Consider the following 15,082-nt stretch of genomic DNA (forward strand, 5'->3'; position numbering starts at 1 on the left):
CACGCCGATTCGTTCCCAAGGGCCGCCATGAGCCGGCGGGACGGATCACCATGACGCGGTTTTGAGAAGGCGCGGCACCTGCGGGTGCCGCGCCTTCCTGTTGTTGGGAACTGCCCGTCTCAGCGCTGATACAAGGCGTCTCAGTGCCGAAACAGGGCGACGTTTGCCGCTTCAGTTTCGGCGTACTGGGACGAGGCGTGTCCGAGTGCCAGATTGATGCTTGCCAGGGACTCTTCGACTTTTGCCTGTGTGCTCCGCCAATCGGCCACGAGCGATTGAAAGTTGGCCGAGGCCTGTCCCTGCCATGACTCGCTTAGAGCCTGCAGGCCGGACTGCATACGGTTGATGTCTGACTGGAGCCGGTCGATGGTTCCGCGCACCTCGGCGCTCTTGGCGTCCAGGATCTCGCTGTCCACTGATACCAGTGCCATGGTTGTCTCCGTTCAAAAGCTGTTCCGTTGGTCATTGAGCTTTTGACACTAGGCCGGTCGGGGAATTGAGGACGACCGCCCGCTGGAGACTGTGGGCAGCTTCGGCCCAGCCGCGCGCCGGCCCCGTCTGTGGAGGGGCCGGCAACCCGGACTAGGCGTTGTCCGCCCGCTCCCCGGCGTCGTCGTCGAACTCCTCCGGAGCGCGGTAGGGCAGGCGGATGGACATCGTGGCGCCGCCGCCCTCAGTTTCGGAAAGGCGGACAGTGCCGTCATGCTGCGCCACCAGCGCGGCCACAATAGCCAAACCAAGGCCGGTACCGCCGGTTTCGCGGTACCGGGAGGAATCGGCCCGGTAAAAGCGTTCAAAGACCCGTGCCGCATCTTCTTCCGAGATGCCCGGTCCGTGATCCCGAACCTCCAGCACGGCGTCGGAACGGTTGTGGATAACCGGAGCCACCCCCACGGCGATCTCGATGGGAGAACCGTCAGGGGTGTAGCGCAGCGCATTGGTCATCAGGTTTGCCACAACCTGTCGCAGACGGGCCTCGTCACCGATGGTGGGGGCCGGACGCGGCTGCTGTCCGTCCAGGCCCACCACACGGATGTCACGTCCCGGCGCGCTGGCGCGCGCGTCCATGGCCGCATCATTCCCAAGAAGCATCAGGTCCACGGGCGCGTATTCCAGCGGGCGCTGTTCATCAATTCGGGCCAGGGTAAGCAGGTCTTCGACCAGCTGCCCCATCCGCTTGGCCTCACTCTCGATGCGGCCCATGGCGGCGCCGATTTCCTCCGGTTTCTGCAGGGCTCCGTGGCGGTAGAGTTCGGAGAATCCGCGGATCGTCACCAGCGGGGTGCGCAGCTCGTGGGAGGCGTCCTGGACGAAACGGCGCATCTTTTGTTCCGACTTGGTTCGCGCAGCAAACGCCGTTTCAATATGGGCCAGCATGGCGTTGAGGGACCGCGAGAGCCTGCCGATTTCGGTTGCCGGGTTGCCCACATCCACGCGCCGGGACAGATCCCCGGCGGCAATGGCTGCCGCCGTCTTTTCGACCTGGCTGAGCGGGCGGAACTGGCGGGTTACTGCCCAGTACGCGATCCCAGTGGCACCCAGAGTGCCCAGCAGCCCCACCGAGAACACCAGCGATGCTGCTTCATCCACTGTGGTGGCAACGGAATCCAGCGACAGTGCCACCACAACGGATCCCGGAACATTCTCCAGCGCGAATACCTTCAACCGCCAGCCCTTGCTGCCCGGGGCGGTGCCGGGCACGGTCTTCCCCGCCTGTTCCAGCTCCAGGACTTCCTGAGCGGTGTAATGCGGCACATTGGGCCTGTCATCGTGGGGATCGCTGTGGGTTTCCGGGCCGTAACTGCCGTCATCGCGGAGGTAGAGTCCGTAGAACTGGAAGAGCGACGCGTCGCCGTTCTGGCCTTCCGAGACGAGATAGCGAGCAACGGCCGGCGCGTTGTCATCGATTTCCGCGTCCAGGCGCGTCACCAGGATTTGGCGCAGTACATAGATGGTGGCCAACCCCGTGATGGTGACGGTGATGACCATCAGGACTGCCATAATGGCTACGAGCTGGGTGCGCAGCGAGGCAGATTTCCAGCGGCGGAGCAAAGCTTAGCGCTTCTCCGACGTACGCAGCAGGTAACCCACCCCGCGCTTGGTCTGGATCAGGGCGGGCGCGTCCGGGCTGCGGTCAATCTTGCGGCGCAGGTACGAAATGTAGGACTCCACAATGGAGGCGTCGCCGTTGAAGTCGTACTCCCAGACATGGTCCAGAATCTGGGCTTTGGACAATACCCGGTTGGGATTAAGCATCAGGTAACGGAGCAGCTTGAACTCGGTGGGGGAGAGATCAATAGTGACCCCGCCGCGCCGGACTTCATGCGCGTCATCGTCAAGCTCGAGGTCATCGACGCGCAGGACGGCGTCGTCGTCGTCGAGGGGCTGGGTCCGCCGCAGCACAGCGCGGATGCGTGCCACGACTTCGTCGAGGCTGAACGGCTTGGTGACGTAGTCATCCCCGCCTACGGTCAGTCCGGTGACCTTGTCCTCGGTGTCGTCCCGGGCCGTCAGGAAAACCACCGGGAAATGCCGGCCGGCCGCCCGCAGGCGCCGGGTGAGCGTGAAACCGTCCATGTCCGGGAGCATGACGTCCAGGACGGCAAGGTCCGGGGCATGCTCCTCCACGGCGGCAAGGGCCTCCCGCCCGTTTCCGGCGGCTACTACGTCGAAACCGGCGAAGCGAAGGGAGGTGGAAAGGAGTTCGCGAATGTTGGGCTCGTCGTCAACGACCAGGAGACGGGCTTCAGGTCCGGATGATTTATTCACTCAATCAGTTTCTTACATTTAGCTGTGCGTTGTCTGTAGGTAGGCCCGACAGTTGCTGACTGCGAGCTGGTGTCTGGCGTCTAAACCGGCTTTTCGATGTCCGCCGCGTCGAGAATGGAGTAGGCGTAGCCCTGTTCAGCGAGGAAGCGCTGCCGTTTAGCCGCGAAGTCCTGGTCCAGGGTGTCCCGTGCCACCACCGTGTAGAAGTGCGCCGCCTTGCCGTCTGCCTTGGGGCGCAGCAGCCGGCCCAGCCGCTGGGCCTCTTCCTGCCGGGAACCGAAGGACCCGGACACCTGCACAGCCACTGACGCTTCCGGCAGATCGATGGAGAAGTTGGCAACTTTGGAAACCACCAGGGTGGTCAGCGTGCCGTCCCGAAACTCGTTGAACAGCCGCTGGCGTTCCTTCACCGGAGTGTCACCCTTGATGACCGGGGCATCCAGGCGCTCCGCCAGCTCATCCAGCTGGTCCAGATACTGCCCGATCACCAGGGTCTGCTCGCCGGCATGGCGGCGGACCAGCTGTTCGACGACGCCGGTCTTGGTTTCCGATGTCGAGCACAGGCGGTACTTGTCTGCGTCTTCTGCCATGGCGTAGGCCACCCGCTCATCGCGGGGCAGGTCCACCCGGACCTCGACGCATTCGGCCGGGGCAATGTAGCCCTGCGCCTCAATGTCCTTCCACGGCGCGTCGTAGCGCTTGGGGCCGATCAGCGAGAAGACTTCACCCTCGCGTCCGTCCTCGCGTACCAGTGTGGCGGTCAGCCCGAGGCGGCGGCGGGCCTGCAGATCCGCCGTCATCCGGAAAATCGGCGCCGGCAGCAGGTGCACCTCGTCATAGATAATCAGGCCCCAGTCATTGGCATCCAGCAGCTCGAGATGCTGATACAGTCCGCCGCGCTTCAGCGTGAGCACCTGGTAGGTGGCGATGGTGACCGGCCGGACTTCCTTCACCGCCCCGGAATATTCGCCAATCTCATCTTCGGTCAGCGACGTCCGCTTGAGCAGCTCGTCCTTCCACTGCCGGGCCGAGACCGTGTTGGTGACCAGGATCAGGGTGGTGGTTGAGCTGGTGGCCATGGCCGCGGCGCCCACCAGCGTCTTCCCCGCGCCGCAGGGCAGGACGACGACGCCGGATCCGCCGGCCCAGAAGTTCTCCGTGGCGAGCTTCTGGTACGGGCGCAGCGACCAGCCGTCTTCATTGAGCATGATCGGGTGCGGGGTGCCGTCCACATAACCGGCCAGGTCCTCGGCAGGCCAGCCAAGCTTCAGCAGCAGCTGCTTGAGCTGCCCGCGCATGGAGGACTGCACCACCACGGTCTCGCCGTCGATCCTCGGACCGAGCAGCGGCTGGATCTTCTTGGCGTGCATCACTTCTTCCAGCACCGGGTAGTCATTGGTGCGCAGCACCAAGCCGTGCTGGGGGTCCTTCTCCAGCCGCAGCCGCCCGTAGCGGGACATGGTTTCCTCAATGTCCACCAGCAGCGAGTGCGGCACCGGGAAGCGGGAGTAAGTCAGCAGGGTGTTAAGGACCTGCTCGGCGTCGAGCCCCGCGGCCCGGGCATTCCACAGGCCCAGCGGCGTCAGCCGGTAACTGTGGATGTGCTCAGGCGCCCTTTCAAGCTCGGCAAAGGCGGCGATGGCGTGCCGCGCCTCTGTCGATTGGGCATGATCCACCTCCAGCAGAATGGTTTTATCACTCTGGACAATCAACGGTCCGTCAGCCATGCGCCGGGGTATCCTCCACTATTTCGACATCCATGATTCGGTGCACCGACACCACTCTCTCCACGTCCCGGCGCGGATCAAAGACCCGCACCCGTCCGTCGGTGACTGATAAGGGAACGAAAATTTCCTGCCGCTGATTCCCCTGGCTGTCCACGACACCCATCCGGACCGAGCTGCGGGTGCGGATGGCTTCGCGGAGGATTTCCAACCCGATCAGGGGCTGGCTCTCGCTGCGTCCGGCGACGGGGGGTCCGGAGCCGCGCAGGGCTGCCAGCTGGTCCGCAATATCCTCGTCCGTCAGTTCCCAGGGATTGAGCCGGGTGCGCGACGACGCCGGTACGGTGATGGGCGGATGCGCGTGGGATCCGGCCACCGGGCGGGCACGGCCCTCCAGCGCGGGCGTGTATCCGAGCTCGCGCAGGGTATGGGAGAGCTCCTGCGGGCTTGCCACGGAGCCGATGACGGTGGGCGACAGCCGCACCAGACCCAGAGCTGCTGTGCCGGGATCGACCATCAGGCCGGAGAGCCCGTCCTCGTCGTCGCTTCGGAGGTAGGAAGCCATGGCACCGACCCGGAGCCGTCCGTAGCGGGCAGAGGTGTCTTCCACCAGATACCTTAACGGCTGGGGGACTTCCGTGGCTGAATGCCGGCGCAGGAAATCCAAGATGTCCGCGGCGCTCTGCCCGTCATCCAGGGCGCGGCGGATGGAGTCAGCGCTGAAGCGGTAGATGGTGGCAGGGCCCTGGCCCTCAGCCACAGCAATGGAAGCGAGCTTGCGGGCGACGCCGGGCTCCAGATATCCGGGAGCGACAGCCGTCAGGTCCGCCTGCAGCAGGAAGGAGTTCAGCGGTTCCGGGAGTGCATTGCGCAGGCGTTCCACCGCAGTGTCCCAGTCGCCGGCGGCAACGGCGGCGCCCAGACCGGTGAGGGCCCCCGATCCGAGCAACCCCAACTGGGCGGCTTCTTTGAGGATGCCGGGAACCAGCCGCGCAAAGCGGCGCTGAAGCCGGGGCTGGTGCCAGGTCAAGGCACCCACGAGGGATTCTCCGTCAAGGGCTCCGGTGGAACCTTCCTCAGCGGTGTCCTCCTCCAGCATGGCGGAAAGCATCTCCAGCGACCGCTTGCGCACCAGCGGTGCATCGGGACGGGATGCCTCGGCTGCCAGGGCGTTGACAGCGCCGCCGCCGGGCAGCGGACTGCCCACCAGGGACGGAGCACGGTCTGCCTCCAGCCATGCGCTCACGAGCTGCTTCCACTGCTCATGCCGGTCCAGGGTCAGCCAGGTCTCCTCAGTGATGCACCAGCGGGAGGTGGTGACGTCCAGAGACAACAGGCCGGCCAGTGCGGCCAGTTCCAGCAGCCAGGCGGTGGAGGGCACATCAACGCGCAGTGCTTCCGAAACCCGGCGCACCTCCCGCACTCCCACTCCGCCTGAGCGCAGTGTGCTGATCGGTGTTGACGCGGCAAGGGTCAGCAGCTCGGTGACCAGCCGCAGGGTTTCTGCCACTGCCCCGAAAGCGGCATTGTCCCGCACGTTGTTGGAGACGCGCCGGGTGGCCGGAACGGGAGGCGAAAGCTTGAAATCAGAAACAATGACGTGACCCCGGGAAGCCTGGCCCACGGGGCGGGGAAGCTCCACATGCAGCGCATCCAGTGGAACCAGGAGTCCGCGGGCTATCAGCCACTCCACGGGTGTGGGGGAAGGATTATCAAGCACGGCACGGCCCAGCGCGGCCTTTTTGGGGATGGTACCCACCGGGGAGTACTTGAACCGTCGAAGGAGGTCGAGGGTTTGCTGCGGCGCATCGGCCATCAGCATGCTCCAGCCGGCCGGATCCGAAACCAGGTGGTGCAGCGAGTGGGCCGCGGTGGCAGGGGTGTCTGCCCTTTCCATGGGAATGCCGCTTTGGCGCAGTCCCTCCACAATGCCCACGAGCCGCTGGCCGAATTCCGGTTGTTGGACTGCAAGCGTGGAATAGGGCCGGCCCAACCCCGCGGGGTAGGCGCCCAGCGCTTCGCCCAGCACTGAGACCGGCAAATAGAAGCGGCGTCCGGCGTCGGCCTTGGGCGCTCCGGGGTGCGGAGTGGCGCGGCGCAGCAGGGCAAGTGCGTGCAGGTGGTTAAGGATGGCGTCCAGGGCCTTGATGGTGGACCCGGCTATGGCGCTCTTCAGCCACGACGCCGTGGTGCTGAGGTGCGAGTTTTCATTGGTCGTCAGGTCCACGGCCTCCAGGACCTGCAACTCGGGGGAGGTGAGCTTTTCCAGCACGCGCTGGACGCTGATCCGTGTTGACGCACGGGCCGCAAGGGCTTGGAAATCAGGGACCGGAGGCAGGACCAGGTCTGGTCGGGCCGCAAGCAATTCACGCAGTTGGTCGTCACTGCGTGCAGCTAGATCTTCGGCTAAAGCTCGGATCGCGGACATCGTCTCCACGTTACCCGACCAGGAACCAAAACAAACGGCTTAGCCGCGTCGCCTGCGGCGGAGTCCGTCAATTATTAGGCCTGCCATCAGGAGGAATGCCGCCGGGAGCAAATAGATGGCCCCCGCGGCGAAGCCGGGCCAGACGCTCTCACCGCGAAGAGCGGAGAGGAGAACAACTCCCAGACAGAGCAGACCCAGGACAGCCAGCATCGCGGCAGTGCCCGAGAGCACCCGTCGAAAAATGGACTTCTGGGGGGCGGTGCGTTGCGGTGTCTCGCCGGGCGAAGGCGTGCGGGTGTCCATGGGCTTTAACGCTAACAGCGGAAACGGTGCCCTCCAAAGGTTGGGCACGGAGAAGGATTACCCGGGCGGGATATTCTAAAGGGAACAGACTTCCCCGTAGTATCTCTCCCGTAGTATCTGGCAGGCCCGCATTAAGTGGAAACAGTTGCCGCGCACCAGTGCTGCACGCGGACGAAATTACGGGATGCGGACAATGCGGCAGGCATCTGCTGCACTCAACAGCTAAGAACGAGGTAACCGAAGTGCCCATCGGCAAGGTCAAGTGGTTCGACACTGGTAAAGGTTTTGGGTTTCTGGCCACAGACGAGGGCCAGGAAGTATTTCTTCATGCCTCGGCGCTTCCGGCCGGTGTCACCGAGGTAAAGCCCGGTACCCGCATGGAGTTTGGTGTTGCCGACGGGCGGCGGGGGCCACAGGCCCTCTCGGCCCGGATTCTGGAAGCTCCGCCGTCGGTGGCCCGGGCCACGCGCAAGAGCGCGGATGACATGGCAATCATTACCGAAGACCTTATTAAACTGTTGGATGCAGTCTCGAACGGCCTGCGCAAGGGCCGGTATCCGGATAAGAAGCATGCCACCAAGGTGGCGGCCGTTCTGCGTGCCGTTGCCGATGACCTGGACGTATAAGGCGGACTCGCTGCATGAGCACTAGCGCAACAGAATCTTCCGAAACGGTTTCCGCGGCAGCTGCTGCCGACGGAACCCAGTCACCTGCCAAGGCCCCCCGCCGCGTACGCCGGCCATCGAAGCCGGACGCGGTTTTGGCAGCCGCCGTTGAAACGGCCCGTGCAGGACTTCTCGAAGTTGTCCCGGCTGAGCAGATCGGGTCCTACATCGGTGCGTTTCCCGACGCGGAGCGCCTGGTAACGCACCGTTTTGAGTCCCTGCGCCCCGGCTACAACGGCTGGCACTGGTATGCCACGGTGGCCCGGGTGCCGCGGGGCAAAGCGGCGACGGTGTGTGAGGTGGGCCTGCTGCCCTCGGAACATGCTGTTCTGGCTCCGGAATGGCTGCCGTGGTCGGAACGGCTGCGTCCGGAGGACGTTGCCGCTGAGGAAGCCGCCCGTGCGGCGCAGGAGCGCGAACAGCCCGACGGCGACGGCAACGCAGCAGACGATGCCGCAGACAGTGCCGGGGACGGCACCGGCCAGGACGGGGCAGCGCAGGAGGATCGTTAAACCAGTGGGTCCGGGGGAAATCATCAAGTCTTGTCTGGCCGGTGGTGAGCTGTGTTCCGGTCGCTGAGGTTCTTTAACTACCGCATCTGGTTCCTGGGTGCGCTGGTGTCCAATATCGGCACCTGGATGCAGCGGACCGCCCAGGACTGGCTCGTGTATGACATCCTCACGGATCAGGACGCCGCCGCGATGGGCATTGTCATGGCCCTGCAGCTCGGTCCCCAGCTGGTGCTGGCTCCCTGGGCCGGACTGATTGCCGACACTTACAACCGGCGCAAGGTGCTGGTCTTCACTCAAGTGGCCATGGCCGCTCTGGGCCTGGGGCTGGGGGTGCTGGTCCTTTCGGGCGCCGCCCAGCTGTGGCACGTCTACGCCTTTGCGCTTGCGCTGGGTGTGGTCTCCGCCGTGGACGCGCCGGCCCGCCAAAGCTTCGTTTCGGAAGTCGTGGGTGAATCAGACCTGCCCAACGCCGTTGCCCTGAACAGTGCCTCCTTCAACGGTGCCCGCATGGTCGGCCCCGCCGCAGCAGGACTGCTGACGGTTGCGGTAGGCCCGGGCTGGGTCTTCCTTATTAACACCCTCACTTTCGCAGCCATGGTCATCGCCCTGCTGAAGATGCGCAGCAGTGAACTGAGGGTCCTGCCCAAAGCGGCTCCGGGCAAGGGACGCATCAGGGCGGGTTTGCGGTACGTCCGGCTTCGCCCCGACCTGATGATGGTGCTTCTGGCCGTGTTTATCGTGGGGACCTTCGGGCTCAACTTCGCCGTTTTCATTGCCGCCATGGCGCGCACCGAGTTTGGCCAGGATGCCGGAGTCTTCGGTTTGCTGAACTCGGTCATGGCCATTGGATCGGTGTGCGGGGCGCTGCTCTCGGCACGGCGCGACAAACCGCGGCTGCGTTTTGTCTTCGGTGCGGCCGGGGCTTTTGGTGCAGCCTGCCTGGTGGCAGCCTCAGCGCCCACCCTGTTGTGGTTTGCCGTGTCCCTCATTCCGGTGGGGCTCTTTGCGCTCACCCTGATGACCAGCGCCAACGCCTATGTCCAGACGACCACCACCCCGGTGATGCGCGGGCGGGTGATGGCGCTGTACTTCGCCATCTTCATGGGCGGGACCCCTATTGGCGCTCCTCTGGTGGGCTGGGTTTCCAACAGTTTTGGGCCGCGCTGGAGCCTGGGCGTTGCCGCCGCTTCCGGGCTCATCACCGCCGTGGTGGGTTTCGTCTGGGCATGGCGGGCGCACCACCTGCGGATTCACTACGACCGCGCCCTTCCCCGGCGGCTCCATATGACCACCAGTGAGACAGAGCAGGACCCGGGCCTGGTCTAAAGGCCGGGTCCTGCTGGTTGGCTGTCTCGCTGTCCGGGGGAACTACCGGGTGTGTTCGATGACGTAGTCAATGCACTGCAGCAGCGCACTGACGTCGTCCGGCTCGATGGCCACGAACGTCGCGATCCGCAGCTGGTTGCGGCCGAGCTTGCGGTAAGGCTCCACATCGACGACGCCGTTTGCGCGCAGCGTCTTTGCGATTGCCGCCGCATCAATGCTGTCGTCGAAGTCAATCGTGGCAATGACATTGGAGCGGTCCTCGGGCCGGGCCACGAAGGGAGTGGCCAGAGGGGAAGCTTCCGCCCAGGCATAGATCCGGCCGGCGGAGTCCGCTGTGCGCGCGGTGGCGAAGTCCAGCCCGCCGTTCGCGTTCAGCCATTCGATTTGCGCGTTCAGCGTCACCAGGGTGGACAGCGACGGCGTGTTGTAGGTCTGGTTGAGCTTGGAATTGTCGATGGCCGTCTGCAGGTTCAGGAAATCGGGAATCCAGCGGTCCGTTGCATTGATCTGCGCTGCCCGTTCCAGTGCTGCGGGGGAAAACATGCCCAGCCACAGCCCTCCGTCGGAAGCGAAGTTCTTCTGCGGAGCAAAGTAGTACACATCGGACTCCGCCAGGTCCACATCCAAGCCACCGGCGGCAGAGGTCGCGTCGATGAGGACCAGTGAATCGGCGTCGGCGCCCTGAACCCGCCGGACCGGTGCGGCGACGCCCGTGGATGTTTCATTCTGGGGCCAGGCGTAAACGTCCACTCCGGCCTCAGCGACAGCCTCGGGACGGGTTCCCGGGTCAGCCTTGATGATGGAGGACTCCGCGAGGAACGGAGCCTTGTTGGTGGCCGCGGCGAACTTGGAACCGAACTCGCCGAAGGACAAATGCTGTGCTTTTTCCCGAACCAGGCCGAAGGACGCCACATCCCAGAATGCGGTGGAACCGCCTACCCCAAGTACCACCTCGTAGCCGTCCGGTGCGCGAAAAAGGCTGGAGAGTCCCTCCCGGACGCTCCCCACAAGATTCCGGACGGGTGCCTGGCGGTGGGAGGTGCCGAGCAGGTTTGAGCCGGCGCGGGACAGTGCTTCCATCTGTTCCGGGCGCACCTTGGAGGGGCCGGCACCGAACCGCCCGTCCCGGGGGAGTAGTTCGGCGGGAATCGTAAGCGCGGCGGTTTCGCCCATGGGGTATCGCTCCAAGCGGTAGGCAGGGTGCTCTGATATGCCCTTTTATTCTGCCCCACCGTGCCGTGTCCGGGCCATTTGTGAACTCGCTCAGCAAGGTGCCGGACACTGCTGGAATTATCCGCCCTGTGGGTCAATGAAGTAACGTATTGGCAGTAATCACCTGTGGCGGCGGCGTCCCGCCGTTGTTCTCCTGATCTTCCCTCGAATACATAGGAGCGGCCCTGCCATGACGGACCTCATTGATACCACTGAGATGTATCTGCGGACCATCCTGGAGCTTGAAGAGGAGAACATCGTTGCGCTCCGGGCGCGGATCGCAGAACGCCTGCGCCACTCCGGGCCCACGGTTTCCCAGACAATCGGCCGGATGGAACGGGACGGACTGGTGGTGGTGTCCGGGAACAGGCATCTCGAGCTGACCGAACTGGGCCGGCGCCGGGCAACGGAAGTGATGCGTAAGCACCGTCTGGCGGAACGGCTGCTCTCAGACGTGATCGGCTTGGACTGGGCGTATGTGCATGATGAAGCCTGCCGCTGGGAACACGTGATGAGCGAGCGGGTGGAGCGGCGCCTTTACGAATTGTTGGGCCGGCCCACGGAATCGCCGTATGGAAACCCCATCCCGGGCCTGGAAGAGATTGGCGGAGTAGCCGCCGAACTCTTCCACCACGGAGTCATCAACCTGGTTGCGGCGGTTGCCGCGACTGAGCCCGGAACCAAGCTGCAACTGGTTCGTCTTGCCGAGCCGGTCCAGGTGGAACCCGAGCTGCTCGTTCAGCTTGATGAGGCAGGGCTGCGCCCGGGAGCGGAACTTACCGCCGAGACGGTGGCCGGCTACATCTCCGTGCGCGTACCAGGAATTGAAGGGGCACTCGAGCTTCCTCCAGAGGTAGCCAACCACGTGTTTGTTTCCACCGCTGGATAACGGAATGGTCTCTTTTGGCTTCCTTAACCTATAGTGACTTACTGACGTTGAAATAACACCGTTATCCGGGCCTTACGCCGAACCCTGCCACTGGCCCGGAATTTCAGACTTTCAGGCAGGGGCGGAGGACCCATCAATCGGCAGCCAAGGCTGCCTCGGGGTGAAGCCTCCAGCATCAGCACAGCGGCCGCACCACTGGTGCGGCCGGTGGTGAGTGCGGGGCCGAGTTTCTCTACTCGAATCCGACAGCTAACTTCGCAGGCATATGAGAGAGGTATACCTTGTCGAAGCATGCTGCCCCGGGCAGACGCCGCGCGTCTGCTCCGGCCCCGGCTCCACGCCCCCGGAACGGCCAGACTTCCGGCCGCCGCCGCGCAGAAACCAAGAACCACACCCTAGGTGACACCGCACAAAAGGTAGCCATCACAGCGGCAACCTCCGGCCTGATCCTCACCGTTGCCATCCCCACCACCGCCGCCGTCAGCGAGCCCGTGCAGGAACTGCAGTCTGTTGCGGTTGAAGCCCCGGTGGTATCGGCTGACCCCGAAGCAACCGTCAGCTTTGAACGCGCCGCGCTCAGCAGCAAATTCGATCCCGAAGCCAAACTCCGACACGTGGTTGTTGCCTCGGGTTCGGAGGTCTCTGCAGGCGCGGCCAAGGGAACGCTCGCGAAGCCGCTGGCAGCGGACCTCGTTGAAACGTCGGGCTTCGGCTACCGTGTCAGCCCGATCACGGGCACCGCGGGCGAGATGCACCGCGGCCAGGACTTCTCGGCCGCCTGCGGCACTGACGTCACGGCAGCTGCGTCCGGGACCGTGACCTTCTCGGGCTGGCACGCCTACGGTGGCGGCAACCGCGTGGTCGTGGACCACGGCAACGGTGTTGAAACGACTTACAACCACATGTCCAGCCTTGCCGTTGCTGTGGGAGCCACCGTGGAGCGGGGAGACCTGGTGGGGGCCAGCGGTACCACCGGTGCTTCCACGGGCTGCCACCTGCACTTTGAGGTCATGGTGAACGGCGAAGTTGTTGACCCGCTGGGCTGGCTGTGACCGCAGGATAACCATTCCGTGACCTGAACGTGACATTGGCCAAATGTTGTTGTAAGGTCATCCTCGTGCCTGATCGACCTAAAGATCGGGCACCCTCTAACAGATCGCCGAGCTCTGCCACTGTCTGAGGTCCGTTCGCAACATCGCATGGCAGAGGCGGGGGAACCAAATTCGGGCTTCGCAAGAAGCCCTTGGGGTTAAGTTGCCAGGCTTCACAGCCGGCAACCGGGTGACTCCCATCCGAATCCGACAGCTCACCTCGCAGGCATTGGGAGAGGCAAACTTGTGTCATCAGTAGCTCACGGCCGCCGTCGCGCGGCCACCGTCCAGTCGAGCCCAATTTCAGCATTGTCCCGGGCCGTCACCTCCAATGTGGGAACCATCGGCCGCCAGGCAGCCGTCGTCGTCGCTGCTTCAGGACTCGTCCTGGCCGCTGGTCTTCCCGCCCAGGCAGCCGTCAGCACCGATCGTCAGGCACTCGAGGCCACGCCGCTCAGTGCCGTAACCACCACCGGCGCCGTTTCGGTCTCCGCACAGGCACCCTTCGAACTGGCCACCATTGAGCCGGTCTCCGCTGTGTCCGGCGCTGAATACCGTGCCCAGGTTGCTGCGGAAGAAGCAGCAGCGGCTGCCGCCGCCGTAGCCCAGGAGCAGGCAGCTCAGGCCCAGCAGGTTGCCGCCGTTCAGGCGCAGCAGGCCGTAGCCGTTCAGGCCCAGCCCGCAGCCCCGGCCGCCACCAACGCGGCACCGGCAGCGGCTCCGGCCGTCAACACCCCGGCTCCCGCAGCTGCTTCGGCTCCTGCTCCCGCAGCCAGCGGTATTGGCGCGGCCCTGGTGGCCTCCGCCTACTCGCAGATCGGCGTTGCCCAGGACTGCACCGCCATGGTGGAGAATGCACTGCGCTCGGTCGGCAAGTCGGTTGGCGACCTGGCTCCCGCACAGTTCTTCGCATACGGCTCTGTTGTCGGCTCGCCCGAGCCGGGCGACCTCGTCATCACCTCCGGCCACGTAGCAATCTACGTGGGCAACGGTCAGGTAATCAGCGGCGGCTTCGACGGTATGAACACCGTTCTGCACCCGCTGTCCTACCTCGGCGGCGCAAGCTTCGTCCGCGTCAGCTAAGCCCAGTTGCAGATAACGGAGACTTCACTCGCATGACTTCTACAACTGAGCGTGCCCGTCACCGGGCACCGGTGGAACGCACCGCCCCGCTGAGTGCACTTGCCCAGGCAGTGTCCGCCAACGCCGGAACCATGGGACGGCAGGCGGCTGTTGTTGTTGCCGCATCGGGCCTGGTTCTGGCTTCCGGTGTCGCAGCCAACGCGACAGGTTCCGATGTTGCCCGCGACGTTCAGACCAGCACGCTGGACCTGACCGCTGCCGCACAACTGACGGTTCCTTCCACTGCTTCCGTGAACTTTGACCGTCCGGCCGTTGCCGGTGTCATTACGGCTCCTGAAGCAGTGCAGCCTGAGATCGCCGTGCAGTCCCAGACTGCGCTGCAGACGCCGGCAGTGCAGTCTGAGGCAGGGCAGTCCGAGGCAGGGCAGCCCGCGGCAGAGCAGTCCCAGGCAGCCGCCCCGCTGCAGGATGCAACTCCTGCGGGCTACGGTGCGCAGCCTGCCGTCTCGGCCAGCCCCGCTCCGGTCCAGGACAGCGCTCCGGCGGCCTCCGGTACGGCTTCCATCATTGCAGCGGCTGCTTACGCCCAGCTGGGCGTGTCGCAGGACTGCACCATGCTGGTTACCAACTCACTGGCTGCTGCAGGAATCAGTTTTCACGACTGGCCTGCAGGCTACCTGTCCCTGGGCAGCACCGTCAGCGCCTCACAGGCTGTTCCGGGCGACCTGATCTACTACGCAGACGGCGGCATGGGTATGGCCCATATTGCTGTTTACGTGGGCAACGGCCAGGCCATCCACGGCGGCTTCAACGGAAACTCCACGGTAGTCGCTCCGGCCGAGCTCGGCTCGGGCGGCGTGTACATCCGGGTCCGCTAGAAGGCCTGTAAAACACTCTGCGCCCGCTCCGATACGCCGGAGTTGTCAAGGGTTCCTCCTTCGGGGGGAACCCTTGACGCGTTTAAACCTGCGGCTGGTGCCGGAAATGGCGAAGACCCGGATGGGGGCATACCCTTTCCATAGATCATCCGAAGTCCCTTCATCCGTCGACGGGTCTGGCCCCGCCGACGGACCGCAGGCG

General features: G+C 64.6%; 14 protein-coding genes and 2 riboswitches. Of the genes, 7 read left to right on the top strand and 7 right to left on the bottom strand.

Annotation, left to right across the window (positions count from 1 at the left end; translation table 11 throughout):
- Positions 1-140: 140 nt before the first annotated feature.
- From KG104_RS02545 to KG104_RS02570, 6 genes are all read right to left on the bottom strand, one after another.
- Positions 141-431 (bottom strand): WXG100 family type VII secretion target, encoded by a 291-nt coding sequence (locus KG104_RS02545; protein WP_104056079.1) that lies wholly within the window; start codon positions 429-431, stop codon positions 141-143.
- A 151-nt stretch (positions 432-582) separates the two neighbouring features.
- Positions 583-2,052, bottom strand: coding sequence for a sensor histidine kinase (locus tag KG104_RS02550; protein ID WP_307859012.1), 1,470 nt, complete (start codon positions 2,050-2,052; stop codon positions 583-585).
- 3 nt (positions 2,053-2,055) lie between these two features.
- The gene (locus KG104_RS02555) at positions 2,056-2,769 is read right to left on the bottom strand and encodes a response regulator transcription factor (RefSeq protein ID WP_104056083.1); all 714 of its coding nucleotides are present in this window, start codon (positions 2,767-2,769) and stop codon (positions 2,056-2,058) included.
- Positions 2,770-2,849: 80 nt separating this feature from the next.
- On the bottom strand, positions 2,850-4,496 hold the full coding sequence (locus KG104_RS02560) for a DNA repair helicase XPB (RefSeq protein WP_207348510.1): 1,647 nt from the start codon (positions 4,494-4,496) through the stop codon (positions 2,850-2,852).
- Positions 4,489-6,921, bottom strand: coding sequence for a helicase-associated domain-containing protein (locus KG104_RS02565; protein ID WP_207348511.1), 2,433 nt, complete (start codon positions 6,919-6,921; stop codon positions 4,489-4,491). The genes KG104_RS02560 and KG104_RS02565 overlap by 8 nt, the downstream gene beginning before the upstream one ends.
- Positions 6,922-6,960: 39 nt before the next feature.
- Positions 6,961-7,224: a hypothetical protein gene (locus tag KG104_RS02570; RefSeq protein ID WP_207348512.1), complete on the bottom strand. Its 264-nt coding sequence runs from the start codon at positions 7,222-7,224 to the stop codon at positions 6,961-6,963.
- Between the two features lie 242 nt (positions 7,225-7,466).
- Here KG104_RS02570 and KG104_RS02575 point away from each other — a divergent pair, with 242 nt between their 5' ends.
- Genes KG104_RS02575 through KG104_RS02585 form a run of 3 tightly spaced genes read left to right on the top strand, consistent with a single transcriptional unit; the run spans position 7,467 to position 9,727 of the window.
- Positions 7,467-7,850, top strand: a complete 384-nt coding sequence (locus KG104_RS02575) for a cold-shock protein (protein ID WP_104056228.1) — start codon at positions 7,467-7,469, stop codon at positions 7,848-7,850.
- Positions 7,851-7,864: 14 nt separating this feature from the next.
- Positions 7,865-8,401 carry a DUF3027 domain-containing protein gene (locus KG104_RS02580; RefSeq protein ID WP_104056091.1) on the top strand — a complete coding sequence of 179 codons (537 nt, stop codon included), beginning with the start codon at positions 7,865-7,867 and terminating at the stop codon, positions 8,399-8,401.
- A 51-nt stretch (positions 8,402-8,452) separates the two neighbouring features.
- Positions 8,453-9,727, top strand: coding sequence for an MFS transporter (locus KG104_RS02585; RefSeq protein ID WP_104056093.1), 1,275 nt, complete (start codon positions 8,453-8,455; stop codon positions 9,725-9,727).
- Between the two features lie 42 nt (positions 9,728-9,769).
- Here KG104_RS02585 and serC read toward each other — a convergent pair whose 3' ends face one another.
- The gene (gene serC, locus KG104_RS02590) at positions 9,770-10,900 is read right to left on the bottom strand and encodes a phosphoserine transaminase (RefSeq protein ID WP_207348513.1); all 1,131 of its coding nucleotides are present in this window, start codon (positions 10,898-10,900) and stop codon (positions 9,770-9,772) included.
- 229 nt (positions 10,901-11,129) lie between these two features.
- On the opposite strand from serC, the gene KG104_RS02595 reads away from it, so the two are divergent.
- The 4 genes from KG104_RS02595 (at position 11,130) to KG104_RS02610 (ending at position 14,880) form a co-directional block, all read left to right on the top strand.
- Complete coding sequence (locus KG104_RS02595) at positions 11,130-11,828, top strand: iron-dependent transcriptional repressor DtxR (RefSeq protein WP_104056097.1); 699 nt, start codon at positions 11,130-11,132, stop codon at positions 11,826-11,828.
- Between the two features lie 65 nt (positions 11,829-11,893).
- A riboswitch (cyclic di-AMP (ydaO/yuaA leader) is annotated at positions 11,894-12,107 on the top strand.
- 2 nt (positions 12,108-12,109) lie between these two features.
- A complete protein-coding gene (locus tag KG104_RS02600) occupies positions 12,110-12,880 on the top strand; it encodes a M23 family metallopeptidase (RefSeq protein WP_207348514.1) in 771 nt (256 codons plus the stop codon).
- Positions 12,881-12,975: 95 nt separating this feature from the next.
- Positions 12,976-13,162, top strand: a riboswitch (cyclic di-AMP (ydaO/yuaA leader).
- Between the two features lie 3 nt (positions 13,163-13,165).
- Positions 13,166-14,002, top strand: a complete 837-nt coding sequence (locus KG104_RS02605) for an NlpC/P60 family protein (protein ID WP_207348515.1) — start codon at positions 13,166-13,168, stop codon at positions 14,000-14,002.
- Positions 14,003-14,034: 32 nt separating this feature from the next.
- Positions 14,035-14,880, top strand: coding sequence for an NlpC/P60 family protein (locus KG104_RS02610; RefSeq protein ID WP_207348516.1), 846 nt, complete (start codon positions 14,035-14,037; stop codon positions 14,878-14,880).
- The last annotated feature ends 202 nt before the right edge of the window (positions 14,881-15,082 follow it).

Origin of the sequence: Arthrobacter sunyaminii, from assembly GCF_018866305.1 — a bacterium.
GTDB classification, from domain to species: domain Bacteria; phylum Actinomycetota; class Actinomycetes; order Actinomycetales; family Micrococcaceae; genus Arthrobacter_B; species Arthrobacter_B sunyaminii.

What these genes read in the sequence shown, in the direction of transcription:
- KG104_RS02545 (WP_104056079.1), bottom strand. Translation starts at nt 431, where the DNA reads ATGGCACTGGTATCAGTGGACAGCGAGATCCTGGACGCCAAGAGCGCC.
- KG104_RS02560 (WP_207348510.1), bottom strand. Translation starts at nt 4,496, where the DNA reads ATGGCTGACGGACCGTTGATTGTCCAGAGTGATAAAACCATTCTGCTG.
- KG104_RS02565 (WP_207348511.1), bottom strand. Translation starts at nt 6,921, where the DNA reads ATGTCCGCGATCCGAGCTTTAGCCGAAGATCTAGCTGCACGCAGTGAC.
- KG104_RS02570 (WP_207348512.1), bottom strand. Translation starts at nt 7,224, where the DNA reads ATGGACACCCGCACGCCTTCGCCCGGCGAGACACCGCAACGCACCGCC.
- KG104_RS02580 (WP_104056091.1), top strand. Translation starts at nt 7,865, where the DNA reads ATGAGCACTAGCGCAACAGAATCTTCCGAAACGGTTTCCGCGGCAGCT.
- serC (WP_207348513.1), bottom strand. Translation starts at nt 10,900, where the DNA reads ATGGGCGAAACCGCCGCGCTTACGATTCCCGCCGAACTACTCCCCCGG.
- KG104_RS02595 (WP_104056097.1), top strand. Translation starts at nt 11,130, where the DNA reads ATGACGGACCTCATTGATACCACTGAGATGTATCTGCGGACCATCCTG.
- KG104_RS02610 (WP_207348516.1), top strand. Translation starts at nt 14,035, where the DNA reads ATGACTTCTACAACTGAGCGTGCCCGTCACCGGGCACCGGTGGAACGC.